This is a genomic window from Citrobacter sp. Cpo015 (genome assembly GCF_030333035.1).
GTDB lineage: Bacteria > Pseudomonadota > Gammaproteobacteria > Enterobacterales > Enterobacteriaceae > Citrobacter > Citrobacter portucalensis.
Genome location: NZ_JAOWGS010000039.1, coordinates 185,714 through 199,479, shown reverse-complemented (window position 1 = coordinate 199,479; position 13,766 = coordinate 185,714). Strand labels below are relative to the sequence as shown.

The window sequence follows — 13,766 nt, the reverse complement described above, 5'->3', positions numbered from 1 at the left end:
GCGCCAGCTAAAAAGACAATATTTAATACAGGGCCTGATGGGCCCAATATCCTTCACACAATGACAATAATATCGCCGAATTCGGCTCTTTTCTGGAGTCGCGTTGATGATTATAAGAAACAGTAGTGGTCGCCAAAGGTTAACTCTGGCGAGCGTCGTAGTTTGTGCGCTGTCCATCAATACAGCATATGGCTGGCAACAAGAATATATCGTTGATGCGATGTCAGGGCATACGGCTGAACGTTATACATGGGACAGCGATCACCAACCACGTTATAACGACATTCTGGAAGAACGTATTCGTTCCACTCAGAACGTGGCGGGTCCCGTGGTGAATCTGGCGGATGAGACGCCTATGGATGCGACCAGCGGCATGAGTATGGGCTGGAACTTCCCGCTTTCAAGGCAGGTGACAACTGGTCCGGTTGCCGCGCTGCATTATGACGGTTCAACCACATCTACTTACAACGAATTTGGCGATAGCGCGACTTCGGTAACGCAGAACGATCCGCTGTGGCATGCCAGCGTGAGCTCGTTGGGCTGGCGAGTCAATTCGCAGTTCGGTGATGTGCGACCGTGGGCGCAAATCAGCTATAACCAGCAGTTTGGCGAGAATATCTGGAAGGCGCAGTCGGGTCTCAGCCGCATGTCAGCAGCGGGTCAGGATGGTAACTGGGTGGATGTCACCGTCGGTGCGGATATGCTGTTGAACCCGCACATGGCGGCTTACGCAGCGCTTTCGCAGGCGGAAAACAGTACCAACAACAGCGACTATATGTACACCATGGGAGTGAGCGCCAAATTTTAACGTAAGTAATCAGCATATAAACATCTTGATTACATGTTGAGATCAACAATCACACGCACTCCAGCGATAGCGTGTACTAACTCATGCGATAAAATTCAGTAACCCGACTTTTTGTCTCGTCATTCATTCCGCATTCCAGGCATTTCATTCCGTCCTGGCGGCATTTCATGCCGTTTTCTCCTGCTCATAAAAGCGCTTCGGTATGGTTGTTGGCAGAGAATTTCCCATTTTGTTTATGCAGGAAGACTGCCATGAAAACTTCTGATTATCAGCGTACCCGCTGGCTGACACTGATCGGCACCATCATTACCCAATTTGCTTTAGGTTCTGTTTATACCTGGAGCCTGTTTAACGGTGCGCTCTCTTCTAAGCTTGATGCACCGGTGAGTCAGGTTGCCTTTTCCTTTGGCCTGCTGAGCCTCGGGCTGGCAATTTCTTCTTCCGTCGCCGGGAAACTGCAGGAACGTTTTGGCGTGAAACGCGTCACCATGGCCTCCGGTATTTTACTGGGTGTCGGCTTCTTCTTAACCGCCCACTCTGACAGCCTGATTATGCTGTGGCTGAGCGCCGGTGTGTTGGTTGGTCTGGCGGATGGCGCAGGCTACCTGTTAACACTTTCCAACTGTGTAAAATGGTTCCCTGAGCGTAAAGGGCTGATTTCCGCCTTTGCCATCGGTTCTTACGGTCTTGGCAGCCTCGGTTTTAAATTCATCGACAGCCAACTGTTGAGCACTGTGGGTCTGGAAAAAACCTTCATGATTTGGGGCGCGATTGTGCTGGTGATGATCGTCTTTGGCTCCACGCTGATGAAAGACGCGCCGAATCAGGAAGTGAAAACGAAAAATGGCGTGGTTGAGAATGACTACACCCTGGCGCAGTCCATGCGTAAACCGCAGTACTGGATGCTGGCAGTGATGTTCCTGACGGCGTGTATGAGTGGGCTATATGTGATTGGCGTGGCGAAAGATATTGCACAAAGCCTGGCGCATATGGATGTGGCAACGGCGGCAAATGCGGTTACCGTCATTTCTATCGCTAACCTGTCAGGTCGTCTGGTTCTGGGGATTCTGTCCGACAAAATCTCTCGTATTCGCGTTATCACCATTGGGCAGGTCGTTTCGCTGGTCGGTATGGCGGCACTGCTGTTCGCCCCGCTGAATGATGCGACCTTCTTCGCGGCGATTGCCTGTGTAGCATTTAACTTTGGCGGTACCATCACCGTGTTCCCGTCACTGGTGAGCGAGTTCTTCGGTTTGAACAATCTGGCTAAAAACTATGGTGTCATTTACTTAGGTTTCGGTATCGGCAGCATTTGTGGTTCCATTATCGCCTCGCTGTTCGGCGGTTTCTATGTGACCTTCTGCGTTATCTTTGCGCTGTTAATCATCTCACTGGCACTCTCCACCACCATCCGCCAGCCACAGCGTAGCGTATATGCCGAGGCGCACGCCTAAACCTATTAGTAGTCTGATTAATACCTGGCGCATATATTTACAAAAATATATGCGTCATTTGCATTCTCCATAAGCACTTTTTCCCCCTCCTGTGGTCTACTTACCCGCGCCCGTAGACATTTCACTTCTGCTGTTGTCGCATTTTCCCCTGCCTGGTCTGTTTGACTACTGCTCAGGGTGTTTTAATCCCGATTCCCAGGGTTTGTTTGCATGAGATACATTAAGTCGATGACGCAGCAGAAACTCAGTTTCCTGCTGGCAATCTATATCGGTTTGTTTATGAACTGTGCTGTATTTTTCCGGCGCTTTAGCGGATATGCACACGAGTTTACCGTCTGGAAAGGACTCTCTGCGGTTGTTGAATTAGCCGGCACTGTGCTGGTGACTTTCTTTTTACTACGACTTCTCTCTTTATTTGGTCGGCGCGCCTGGCGTGTCCTGACAACCTTAGTGGTGCTGTGTTCTGCCGGTGCCAGCTATTACATGACCTTCCTGAATGTGGTAATTGGTTACGGTATTATTGCCTCCGTAATGACCACGGATATTGATTTATCGAAAGAAGTTGTTGGCTGGCATTTTGTCGTGTGGCTGGTTTCGGTCAGCATTTTACCGTTGGTTCTGATTTGGAGTAATCGCTGCCGCTATACCCTGATGAAACAGATCCGTACGCCTGGCATGAGATGGCGCAGCGTGGCGGTAGTTTTACTGGCTGGTCTGATGGTATGGGTCCCGATTCGCCTGCTGAGTATGCAACAGAGAAGCGTTGAGCGAGCAACGGGGATCGATTTGCCCAGCTATGGCGGGGTAGTGGCGAATTCCTATCTGCCGTCAAACTGGCTCTCCGCGCTGGGTCTGTACGCCTGGGCACAGGTGGATGAATCCTCAGACAACAAATCGTTGATGAACCCGGCGAAGAAGTTTACCTATGTTGCCCCCAAAAACCTCGACGACACCTATGTGGTCTTTATTATCGGCGAAACGACCCGCTGGGATCATATGGGGATTTTTGGCTATGAGCGTAATACCACGCCAAGGCTCGCCCAGGAGAAAAATCTGGCCGCCTTCCGTGGATATTCCTGTGATACGGCAACCAAACTTTCGCTGCGTTGCATGTTTGTGCGTGAGGGTGGGGCAGAAGAAAACCCGCAGCGTACTCTGAAAGAACAAAACGTCTTCTCCGTGCTCGGCCAGTTAGGGTTCAAGACCGATCTTTACGCGATGCAAAGCGAGATGTGGTTCTACAGTAACACCATGGCGGAGAACATCGCCTATCGTGAGCAGATTGGCGCAGAGCCGCGCAACCGTGGCAAGAACGTTGACGATATGCTGTTGATCGCCGAGATGCAGCAGTCCTTGCAGCAGAATGATAAGAGTGGAAAACGTCTGATTATTCTGCATACGAAAGGCTCGCATTTTAACTACACTCAGCGCTACACCCGCGAATATGCGCAGTGGAAGCCGGAGTGTGTCAATGTTGATAGCGGTTGCTCGAAAGCTGAGATGATCAACTCATTCGATAACTCGGTAACCTATGTTGATCACTTTATTACCAAAGTGTTTGATCAACTACGCGATAAGAAAGCGATCGTGTTTTACGCCGCCGATCACGGTGAGTCGATTAACGAGCGCGAGCACCTGCACGGTACGCCGCGTAAAATGGCGCCACCTGAGCAGTTCCGCGTTCCTATGATGGTGTGGATGTCTGACAAATATCTGGAAGACCCCGACCATGCGAAGGCGTTTGCACACCTTAAGCAAGAAGCTGATATGAAGGTGCCGCGTCGTCATGTGGAACTGTACGACACCATTTTGGGTTGCCTCGGCTATACCTCGCCAAATGGTGGTATTAACGAGAATAATAACTGGTGTCGTATCCCGGACGCGAATGAGGCTACAGCCCAGTAACTGAGCTGCTGACTTTCTCGCCGATCAAATGGCATTTTGATACTAAGGGATTGACGGGCGCGCAGCTGAGCAGTAAGATGCGCCCCGCATTCGGTGATTGGCGCAGCCTGGTAGCGCACTTCGTTCGGGACGAAGGGGTCGGAGGTTCGAATCCTCTATCACCGACCAAATTAGAAAAGCCCGCTCTCTGAGCGGGCTTTTTGCATTCCGGAATCCACGAGGATGAGAACCTCCGGGGGCAAGAGGTTCGACTCGAGCGTAGCGAGAGAACGTTGCGTCAGCAACGGCCCGCAGGGCGAGCCACGCAGTGGCGAGTAATCCTCTATCACCGACCAAATTAGAAAAGCCCGCTCTCTGAGCGGGCTTTTTGCATTTGTGGCTTTTGTAGGCCTGATAAGCGAAGCGCCATCAGGCAAAACATCACGCTATAACAGACATTGCCGGATGGCGGCGCAAGCGCCTTATCCGGCCTACAGGCGAAGCGCTGGCAGGGCGTATTTTGTGTTTTTCCGACCCCACGTTTGACCTTCATTTTATCTGCAAAAATTGTGCACCACTTCCCACTGACTGTTAACGATTCTGTGACATATTCCATTGCCTTTTTTTATATTTGCTTGAAACTTTTTTTGCGCTACTTATGGCTGAAGCTGGCATTTTCCGCTGTGCGCTTTAACGTTCATGGTATTAATCGCTCAGATATGCAGCATTAATTTAGAAAGTTTGAATAAATTGCATAAATGTTAATCACCAAATGTTGCGAAATATGAAGATGTTTATTCTGGCATAGTGCGCGTAGCACAAATTTCCCTGCTGAAAATGTCCTTCCGCACTTTTTTTAATCTTTGTTTGTGAATTCTCACCGTTGGCGTAAATCACGGTGACCTGTATTGACGTTTTCACATTCTGTTGACAGATTGTAGGGTATGAGGGGCATTTCATGGAGAATCCGCACTGCAACTCAGTCGCTTATGTGAACGGAATCCCCATCCTCTTAACGCCGACCCGGCCGGGTAAAAAACAAAAAAGGCCAGGCGGTGCAAACCCACTGCAAAGGGTAAAACAACAAACATCACATTGGAGCAGAAGAATGAGTATTTCCTTGAAGAAGTCAGGGATGCTGAAGCTTGGTCTGAGCCTGGTGGCTATGACCGTCGCAGCAAGCGTACAGGCTAAAACTCTGGTTTATTGTTCAGAAGGATCTCCTGAAGGCTTTAACCCGCAGCTTTTCACCTCTGGCACTACCTATGATGCCAGCTCCGTACCGATCTATAACCGCCTGGTCGAGTTCAAAACCGGTACGACTGAAGTGATCCCGGGCCTTGCTGAGAAGTGGGAAATCAGCGAAGACGGCAAAACCTACACCTTCCACCTGCGTCAGGGCGTGAAGTGGCAGGACAACAAAGAATTTAAACCGACGCGCGATTTTAACGCCGATGACGTGGTGTTCTCTTTCGATCGTCAGAAGAATGCCCAGAACCCGTACCATAAAGTCTCTGGCGGCAGCTATGAATACTTCGAAGGGATGGGTCTGCCGGATCTGATCTCCGAAGTGAAAAAAGTGGACGATAAAACCGTTCAGTTCGTGCTGACTCGCCCGGAAGCGCCGTTCCTGGCTGACCTGGCGATGGACTTCGCTTCTATTCTTTCCAAAGAATATGCTGACAACATGCTGAAAGCCGGTTCTCCGGAGAAAGTGGATCTGAACCCAATTGGTACCGGTCCGTTCCAGCTGCAGCAGTACCAGAAAGACTCCCGTATTCTGTATAAAGCATTCGAAGGTTACTGGGGCACCAAGCCGCAGATCGACCGTCTGGTCTTCTCCATTACGCCTGACGCTTCCGTGCGTTACGCCAAACTGCAGAAGAACGAGTGCCAGGTGATGCCGTACCCGAACCCGGCAGACATCGCGCGCATGAAGCAGGATAAAAACATCAACCTGATGGAGCAGGCGGGTCTGAACGTGGGCTACCTCTCTTTCAATACCGAGAAGAAACCGTTTGATGACGTGAAAGTCCGTCAGGCGCTGACCTACGCGGTAAACAAAGAAGCGATCATCAAAGCGGTTTATCAGGGCGCTGGCGTTGCCGCGAAAAACCTGATCCCGCCGACCATGTGGGGCTATAACGACGACGTTAAAGACTACACCTACGATCCTGAGAAGGCCAAAGCGCTGCTGAAGGAAGCTGGTCAGGACAAAGGCTTTACCGTTGAGCTGTGGGCTATGCCGGTACAGCGTCCATATAACCCGAACGCACGTCGTATGGCAGAAATGGTTCAGGCTGACTGGGCGAAAATTGGCGTTCAGGCCAAGATTGTGACCTACGAGTGGGGCGAGTATCTGAAACGCGCCAAAGCGGGTGAGCATCAGGCGGTGATGATGGGTTGGACCGGTGACAACGGGGATCCGGACAACTTCTTCGCGACCTTGTTCAGCTGTGCGGCAGCGAAAGACGGTTCTAACTACTCTCGCTGGTGCTACAAGCCGTTTGAAGACCTGATCCAGCCGGCGCGTGCGACCGACGATCACAACAAACGTATTGAACTGTACAAGCAAGCTCAGGTTGTTATGCACGACCAGGCTCCGGCTCTGATTGTTGCTCACTCCACCGTGTACGAACCAGTGCGTAAAGAAGTGAAAGGCTATGTGGTTGATCCATTAGGCAAACACCACTTCGAAAACGTCTCTGTCGAATAATTAAAAGCAATTAAGGAAGCGCTGCGCCCCGGTGTTGTGTAGGCCGGATAAGCGCAGCGCCCTCCGGCGTAATGCTTTACCCGCGATGCAGTTTGCGTGGGATAAGATTTGTGAGCAATACAGACTCACGGTTCCAGGCCGTGCGTCATTAGAGAGAATCCGGGTTATGTTGCAGTTCATTCTCCGACGTTTGGGACTCGTCATCCCCACGTTTATCGGTATCACTCTTCTCACCTTTGCCTTCGTCCATATGATCCCCGGCGATCCGGTTATGATCATGGCGGGTGAACGTGGGATCTCCCCTGAGCGTCATGCTCAACTGTTGGCTGAACTCGGTCTGGATAAGCCGATGTGGCAGCAGTACCTCCACTATATCTGGGGGGTTATGCATGGTGATTTAGGTATCTCACTGAAAAGCCGCTTACCGGTGTGGGAAGAGTTCGTACCTCGCTTCAAAGCAACGCTGGAACTCGGCGTCTGCGCGATGATTTTCGCCGTCGCAGTGGGTATCCCAGTGGGTGTACTTGCTGCCGTTAAGCGCGGCTCCATTTTCGATCACACGGCAGTTGGCCTGGCGCTGACCGGTTACTCTATGCCGATTTTCTGGTGGGGCATGATGCTGATCATGCTGGTTTCCGTGCAGTTGAACCTGACGCCAGTTTCTGGGCGGGTGAGCGACATGGTGTTCCTTGATGATTCCAATCCGCTAACCGGCTTTATGCTGATCGACACCGCCATCTGGGGTGAAGAGGGCAACTTTATTGATGCGTTGGCGCATATGATCTTGCCTGCGATGGTGCTGGGTACCATTCCCCTGGCGGTCATTGTGCGTATGACCCGTTCATCGATGCTGGAAGTGCTGGGTGAAGATTACATCCGTACCGCGCGCGCCAAAGGCCTGACCCGTATGCGCGTCATCATTATTCACGCTCTGCGTAACGCGATGCTGCCCGTGGTGACCGTTATCGGCCTGCAGGTTGGTACGCTGCTGGCCGGGGCGATTCTGACCGAGACCATCTTCTCGTGGCCGGGACTGGGGCGCTGGCTGATCGATGCGCTGCAACGCCGCGATTATCCGGTGGTGCAGGGCGGGGTACTGCTGGTCGCGACGATGATTATCCTCGTCAACCTGCTGGTAGACCTGCTGTACGGCGTGGTGAACCCGCGTATTCGGCATAAGAAGTAAGGGGCCATCATGTCACAGGTTACTGAAAATAAAGTTATTGCTGCACCGGTGCCGATGACTCCGCTGCAGGAGTTCTGGCACTATTTTAAACGCAACAAAGGTGCGGTTGTTGGGCTGGTGTACGTTGTGGTGATGATCCTGATTGCGGTCTTTGCCAACGTCCTCGCACCCTACAACCCGGCAGACCAGTTCCGCGATACGCTGCTGGCTCCTCCCGCGTGGCAGGAAGGCGGAACCATGGCCCATCTGTTTGGTACTGATGATGTGGGCCGCGACGTGTTGTCCCGCCTGATGTACGGTGCGCGTCTGTCGCTGTTGGTCGGCTGTCTGGTGGTAGTACTCTCCCTGCTGATGGGCGTGGTTCTTGGGCTGATCGCCGGTTACTTTGGCGGGATTGTCGATAACGTCATCATGCGTGTGGTCGATATCATGCTGGCATTGCCGAGCCTGTTGCTGGCACTGGTGCTGGTGGCTGTATTTGGCCCCTCGATTGGCAACGCCGCGCTGGCGCTGACGTTCGTGGCATTGCCGCACTATGTGCGTCTGACGCGCGCCGCCGTGCTGGTGGAGGTTAACCGCGACTACGTCACTGCATCTCGCGTGGCGGGAGCCGGCGCGATGCGCCAGATGTTCGTCAACATTCTTCCTAACTGTCTTGCGCCGCTGATTGTTCAGGCGTCGCTTGGCTTCTCTAACGCCATTCTCGATATGGCTGCCCTCGGCTTCCTGGGGATGGGCGCACAGCCGCCTACGCCGGAATGGGGCACCATGCTCTCTGACGTTCTGCAGTTTGCCCAAAGCGCCTGGTGGGTTGTGACCTTCCCGGGGCTGGCGATCCTGTTGACGGTGCTGGCATTTAACCTGATGGGTGACGGTCTGCGTGACGCGCTCGATCCCAAACTGAAGCAGTAAGAGGTTCGAGATGGCGTTATTAAATGTAGATAAATTATCGGTGCATTTCGGCGACGTAGGTTCCGAATTCCGCGCCGTAGACCGCATTAGCTACAGTGTGAATCAGGGTGAAGTGGTTGGCATTGTAGGAGAGTCCGGCTCTGGTAAGTCCGTCAGTTCGCTGGCGATTATGGGACTGATTGACTACCCAGGCCGCGTTATGGCCGAAAATCTGGAGTTTAATGGTCGCGACCTGAAGCGCATCTCTGAGAAAGAGCGTCGCCAGTTAGTGGGTGCGGAAGTGGCGATGATCTTCCAGGACCCGATGACCAGCCTTAACCCCTGCTACACCGTCGGCTACCAGATTATGGAAGCCATTAAAGTGCACCAGGGCGGCAACAAAAAAACGCGTGTTCAGCGGGCAATAGACCTGCTGACGCTGGTGGGGATCCCCGATCCGGCCTCGCGTCTGGATGTATATCCGCACCAGTTGTCCGGTGGGATGAGTCAGCGCGTGATGATCGCGATGGCGATAGCCTGTCGTCCGAAACTGCTGATTGCCGACGAACCGACAACGGCGCTGGATGTGACTATTCAGGCGCAGATCATCGAGCTACTGCTGGAATTGCAGCAAAAAGAGAACATGGCGCTGGTCTTAATCACGCACGATCTGGCGCTGGTGGCTGAAGCGGCACACAAAATCATCGTGATGTACGCCGGCCAGGTGGTAGAAACCGGAGCCGCGCAGGATATTTTCCGCGCGCCGCGTCATCCTTACACCCAGGCGCTGCTGCGTGCGCTGCCTGAGTTTGCTCAGGATAAAGCACGTCTGGCCTCGCTGCCGGGCGTGGTTCCCGGGAAATATGACCGCCCGAGCGGCTGTTTGCTGAACCCACGCTGCCCCTATGCGACCGACAAATGCCGCGCTGAAGAACCTGAACTGAACCTGCTGGAAGGCGGTCGTCAGTCGAAATGCCACTACCCACTTGATGATGCCGGGAGGCCTGGGCTATGAGTACGCAAAAGGCCGCTTTGTCACAGCCGCTGTTGCAGGCTATTGATCTGAAAAAACACTACCCGGTGAAAAAGGGCATGTTCGCCCCGGAGCGCCTGGTGAAAGCGCTGGACGGCGTCTCCTTTACCTTAGAGCGTGGTAAAACGCTGGCGGTGGTAGGCGAGTCGGGCTGTGGGAAATCCACCCTTGGCCGCCTGCTGACGATGATTGAAGTCCCGACCGGCGGTGAGCTGTATTACCAGGGACAGGATCTGCTTAAGCACGACCCGCAGGCGCAAAAGCTGCGTCGGCAGAAAATCCAGATTGTATTCCAGAACCCGTACGGTTCCCTGAACCCGCGTAAGAAAGTGGGGCAGATTCTGGAAGAGCCGCTGCTGATCAACTCCACGCTCAGCAAAGAGGAGCGTCGTGAAAAAGCGCTGGCGATGATGGCGAAAGTGGGGCTGAAAACCGAACACTACGACCGCTATCCGCATATGTTCTCCGGCGGTCAGCGTCAGCGTATTGCCATCGCTCGCGGTCTGATGCTTGACCCGGACGTGGTGATTGCCGATGAACCGGTCTCAGCGCTGGACGTTTCGGTGCGTGCGCAGGTGCTGAACCTGATGATGGATTTGCAGCAGGAACTGGGGCTGTCATACGTCTTTATCTCGCACGACCTGTCGGTGGTTGAGCACATTGCCGATGAAGTGATGGTGATGTATTTAGGCCGCTGCGTGGAGAAAGGGACGAAGGACCAAATCTTCAATAATCCGCGTCATCCGTACACGCAAGCGCTGCTCTCCGCAACGCCGCGTCTGAACCCGGACGATCGCCGTGAGCGTATCAAGCTGACCGGTGAACTGCCAAGCCCGCTGAATCCGCCGCCGGGCTGCGCGTTTAACGCCCGCTGCCGTCGTCGCTTTGGTCCGTGTACCCAGCTTCAGCCGCAGTTGAAAGATTACGGCGGTCAACTGGTGGCTTGTTTTGCCGTTGACCAGGATGAAAACCCACAGCAATAAACCTGGGTTATGACCCGATAACCGGAGCCTTGTGCTCCGGTTTTTTTATATTTTCTCTTTACATCCACAATGTGAGTCCTTTGGCAGAACATTATTCCACAGCGTCTAGAATGTAGTCAGATTCCCTCTAGTCACAAAAATATCTATTTCGCAGTTGCTAACTACCAGGAGCAAATGTGGTCACGATACGCTGGGATATTAAAACAATTGATCGTCTGTCGATGGTTGAGGATGTCCTGAAGGAATTTTCCTGCTGTGATATCAATATCATCTCCATGAAAGTCACGCCTGGGCGGATCCTGATTAAATCCTGGTGCCGCCAGCTACAGGATATTTCCTGTGTGCAATCCTGTTTAAGCCAGCGCGCCGATATTATTCATGTCGCTTACCTCTGTGAGGAGATAAGCGAACTGTCAACGCCGGAGCCGGAACGCCCGCGCTATTTCTCTGACATTATTTGCAGCAGCCAGAGCATGCACGCGCTTATCGAAAAGGCGATAAAAATTGCCGACAGCAAATATACCGTTCTGATCCGTGGCGATACGGGGACCGGTAAAGAGCTGCTGGCCCGGGCTATCCATAATTCCGGGCAGCGACGTTTTTATCCGTTTATTCCGGTCAACTGCTCTGCGCTACCTGAGTCGCTAATGGAGAGTGAATTCTTTGGCTATGAGAAAGGGGCTTTCAGCGGCGCGGATTGTAAAGGCAAAAAAGGGCTGTTTGAAATGGCCGATAAAGGCACCCTTTTTCTCGATGAGTTTGGCGAAATGTCGCTGAGCTTACAGGCTAAACTCCTGCGCGTGCTTCAGGATGGCGGGATTCGGCGCGTTGGCGGAGCGCATATTATTCCGGTCAATGTGCGCATTATTGTGGCAACCAATGCCAATCTGGAAGAGATGGTAGAACAACGTCTGCTGCGCGCCGATCTCTATTACCGCATCAACGTGCTTTCACTGACCATTCCACCTTTGCGCGAGCGTCCACAGGATATCAGCCTGCTGATTCGCCACTTTGTGCAGAAATACGCAAAGGAATTCCAGCGGCGGATCATTCTGGATAAAGCCTGTTTTGATGCCCTGCACCATCACACCTGGCCGGGAAACGTGCGCGAACTGGAAAATACCATTATTCGCCTGATGCTGATGGCTGAATCCGATGTTATTACGCGGGAAGAATTAGGGATGGTGAATTTGCCTGCCGTTGAGCGGGGCCCGACAGAACGTCCTTTTAAAGAGCAGGTTCTGTGTGCTGAACGCCAGCTCATTGAACAGATGGTGGAAGATAATGTGTCGTCACGGCATATCGCCAAAGCGCTGGGCGTGTCGCACACCACGGTGCTGAATAAAATTCGCGGTTATCAGCTGGAGAGTGTGGGTTAAGCGCCGCCAGCGTCTGACGGCGCGATATACATGGGTTATTCAATCAGCTTCAATAAGGGCGACAGGCACAGCAGAATTCCGTACAGCAGGATCAACCAGGTTTTCAGTCCGCGCAGTTTTTCCAGTTGCGTTACTTTATAGATCAGGAAGAACGGAATAATACACGACACAATCCCGTAAAGCGGACTACCTAGCTGGAAGAACACCAGTACCGATACGCGAAATGACACCCAAATGACCAGGGTGATAACAATAAAGGTGCAAATACCCAGCGTAAGCACCAACGGATTAATTTTCTCAATGTCAATGACGCGGCTCAGAACGTTGAGAATAATACCTTTGATCGCTTCGTGGAATCCCAGATAAATACCAAAGAACGCGGTTAATACGGCGAAGATATTTAATACCGTTGAGGTGATATGAATAATCTGCCCAGGAATGACCTGAGCCGCCAGCGCCAGTGCTGAAATATTTTGTTCGAAAGCCGAAACGGCCTCTTCATGGCTAATGGAAAAGGTAAAAGAGAAGGAGAAAAACAGAATGACAGCAATCAGAGTAATGTAACTGATGCGATGCGTACGGATTGCCATACGCGTAGCCAGCACCCGGTCCGCCACCCGTTTGCGGTAGGCGATGTTCATTGGGTTCAACACCTGAATAAACACCGCTGAGAAGAAGCAGAACGGGATAGTTAGCAGTACATCACGAAAGAAGACCGATGCTTCAGGGAAGGCGCTGATATTAGCGAAGTTCCAGTGCGGAACCATCGCAAAACCAAATACGATGATGATACCCACTTTGACCACCACCATCGGGCCGGAGATTTTGAACAGCAGTTTTTCTCCCCCGGAAGCAATGGCGACCAGCACGGCAAAAATGGCCACTTTATAGATTATCGATTGTGAAAGATCGGCCTCGGTCAAGCCGAAGGTTTTAATATATGAGGCGCTGTCAAAAACCACGGATAAGGAATAAATAAATATGCCGTGAATAATCATCAGAAAATAGATGACGCCAAGAAATACGCCCCAGTTTTTTCCCAGGTAATGACTTATAATATCCGTGTAGTCATTACAGGTTTCGCTTTCTGATAATGTTTTTAAATAAATATCCTGCACAATATAAGTTGCCGGATAAGCAATAATAAAGGCAACGATAAATACCCAAATGCCTGTTAAGCCAATTTGTACCGGCATCAGTACCGTTCCGGCACCAATGGCCATGCCGATGCACAGTAATACCCAGCCAAAATCGTATTTCGTAAACGGTATTTTTTTTGAGAATGGTACGGCGGTTGCTGTATTGTTGCTTAATTGTAATGTGTTGTCCTGCATAGAACCCCCTGCCCAAAATACACGTTCTCCCCGAAAGAGGATCGCGTGTATTGCCAGACTGTTGTGCCTTGATTCTCAACAACCTGAACCGAACGACG

The 13,766-nt window shown here is 52.0% G+C and carries 11 protein-coding genes, 1 tRNA gene and 1 other RNA gene; 11 read left to right on the top strand and 2 right to left on the bottom strand.

Annotation, left to right across the window (positions count from 1 at the left end; translation table 11 throughout):
* The first annotated feature begins 106 nt into the window (after positions 1-106).
* The 5 genes from OGY67_RS22565 (at position 107) to OGY67_RS22545 (ending at position 4,502) form a co-directional block, all read left to right on the top strand.
* A complete protein-coding gene (locus OGY67_RS22565; RefSeq protein WP_003827405.1) occupies positions 107-808 on the top strand; it encodes an autotransporter outer membrane beta-barrel domain-containing protein in 702 nt (233 codons plus the stop codon).
* Between the two features lie 251 nt (positions 809-1,059).
* Positions 1,060-2,262, top strand: coding sequence for an L-lactate MFS transporter (locus OGY67_RS22560; protein ID WP_048215335.1), 1,203 nt, complete (start codon positions 1,060-1,062; stop codon positions 2,260-2,262).
* 210 nt (positions 2,263-2,472) lie between these two features.
* Complete coding sequence (gene eptB / locus OGY67_RS22555; RefSeq protein ID WP_286574546.1) at positions 2,473-4,167, top strand: kdo(2)-lipid A phosphoethanolamine 7''-transferase; 1,695 nt, start codon at positions 2,473-2,475, stop codon at positions 4,165-4,167.
* Between the two features lie 91 nt (positions 4,168-4,258).
* Positions 4,259-4,335, top strand: a tRNA-Pro gene (locus OGY67_RS22550).
* A gap of 34 nt (positions 4,336-4,369) precedes the next feature.
* Positions 4,370-4,502: non-coding RNA, RtT sRNA (locus OGY67_RS22545), on the top strand.
* Positions 4,503-4,504: 2 nt separating this feature from the next.
* On the opposite strand, the gene OGY67_RS22540 is transcribed toward OGY67_RS22545, so the two are convergent.
* Positions 4,505-4,762, bottom strand: coding sequence for a hypothetical protein (locus tag OGY67_RS22540; RefSeq protein ID WP_125362777.1), 258 nt, complete (start codon positions 4,760-4,762; stop codon positions 4,505-4,507).
* Between the two features lie 492 nt (positions 4,763-5,254).
* Between OGY67_RS22540 and dppA the strand changes: the two genes are divergently transcribed.
* The 6 genes from dppA to OGY67_RS22510 all read left to right on the top strand — a co-directional run bounded on the left by dppA (position 5,255) and on the right by OGY67_RS22510 (position 12,334).
* Positions 5,255-6,862 (top strand): dipeptide ABC transporter periplasmic-binding protein DppA, encoded by a 1,608-nt coding sequence (dppA, locus tag OGY67_RS22535; protein WP_003827414.1) that lies wholly within the window; start codon positions 5,255-5,257, stop codon positions 6,860-6,862.
* A 166-nt stretch (positions 6,863-7,028) separates the two neighbouring features.
* Complete coding sequence (gene dppB / locus OGY67_RS22530; RefSeq protein ID WP_032945322.1) at positions 7,029-8,048, top strand: dipeptide ABC transporter permease DppB; 1,020 nt, start codon at positions 7,029-7,031, stop codon at positions 8,046-8,048.
* 9 nt (positions 8,049-8,057) lie between these two features.
* Complete coding sequence (gene dppC / locus OGY67_RS22525; protein WP_003024315.1) at positions 8,058-8,960, top strand: dipeptide ABC transporter permease DppC; 903 nt, start codon at positions 8,058-8,060, stop codon at positions 8,958-8,960.
* A 10-nt stretch (positions 8,961-8,970) separates the two neighbouring features.
* Complete coding sequence (dppD, locus tag OGY67_RS22520; RefSeq protein ID WP_048236981.1) at positions 8,971-9,954, top strand: dipeptide ABC transporter ATP-binding protein; 984 nt, start codon at positions 8,971-8,973, stop codon at positions 9,952-9,954.
* Entirely contained in the window at positions 9,951-10,955 is a 1,005-nt protein-coding gene (gene dppF / locus OGY67_RS22515) for a dipeptide ABC transporter ATP-binding subunit DppF (RefSeq protein ID WP_071446715.1), read from the top strand. Before dppD ends, dppF begins: the two co-directional genes overlap by 4 nt.
* Positions 10,956-11,131: 176 nt before the next feature.
* The gene (locus OGY67_RS22510) at positions 11,132-12,334 is read left to right on the top strand and encodes a sigma-54 interaction domain-containing protein (RefSeq protein ID WP_153752051.1); all 1,203 of its coding nucleotides are present in this window, start codon (positions 11,132-11,134) and stop codon (positions 12,332-12,334) included.
* Positions 12,335-12,369: 35 nt separating this feature from the next.
* Here OGY67_RS22510 and OGY67_RS22505 read toward each other — a convergent pair whose 3' ends face one another.
* On the bottom strand, positions 12,370-13,668 hold the full coding sequence (locus OGY67_RS22505; protein ID WP_008786415.1) for an SLC5/6 family protein: 1,299 nt from the start codon (positions 13,666-13,668) through the stop codon (positions 12,370-12,372).
* Between the last annotated feature and the right edge of the window lie 98 nt (positions 13,669-13,766).

What these genes read in the sequence shown, in the direction of transcription:
- dppF (WP_071446715.1), top strand. Translation starts at nt 9,951, where the DNA reads ATGAGTACGCAAAAGGCCGCTTTGTCACAGCCGCTGTTGCAGGCTATT.
- dppC (WP_003024315.1), top strand. Translation starts at nt 8,058, where the DNA reads ATGTCACAGGTTACTGAAAATAAAGTTATTGCTGCACCGGTGCCGATG.
- dppA (WP_003827414.1), top strand. Translation starts at nt 5,255, where the DNA reads ATGAGTATTTCCTTGAAGAAGTCAGGGATGCTGAAGCTTGGTCTGAGC.
- OGY67_RS22565 (WP_003827405.1), top strand. Translation starts at nt 107, where the DNA reads ATGATTATAAGAAACAGTAGTGGTCGCCAAAGGTTAACTCTGGCGAGC.
- eptB (WP_286574546.1), top strand. Translation starts at nt 2,473, where the DNA reads ATGAGATACATTAAGTCGATGACGCAGCAGAAACTCAGTTTCCTGCTG.
- OGY67_RS22560 (WP_048215335.1), top strand. Translation starts at nt 1,060, where the DNA reads ATGAAAACTTCTGATTATCAGCGTACCCGCTGGCTGACACTGATCGGC.
- OGY67_RS22540 (WP_125362777.1), bottom strand. Translation starts at nt 4,762, where the DNA reads ATGGAATATGTCACAGAATCGTTAACAGTCAGTGGGAAGTGGTGCACA.
- dppD (WP_048236981.1), top strand. Translation starts at nt 8,971, where the DNA reads ATGGCGTTATTAAATGTAGATAAATTATCGGTGCATTTCGGCGACGTA.
- OGY67_RS22505 (WP_008786415.1), bottom strand. Translation starts at nt 13,668, where the DNA reads ATGCAGGACAACACATTACAATTAAGCAACAATACAGCAACCGCCGTA.
- dppB (WP_032945322.1), top strand. Translation starts at nt 7,029, where the DNA reads ATGTTGCAGTTCATTCTCCGACGTTTGGGACTCGTCATCCCCACGTTT.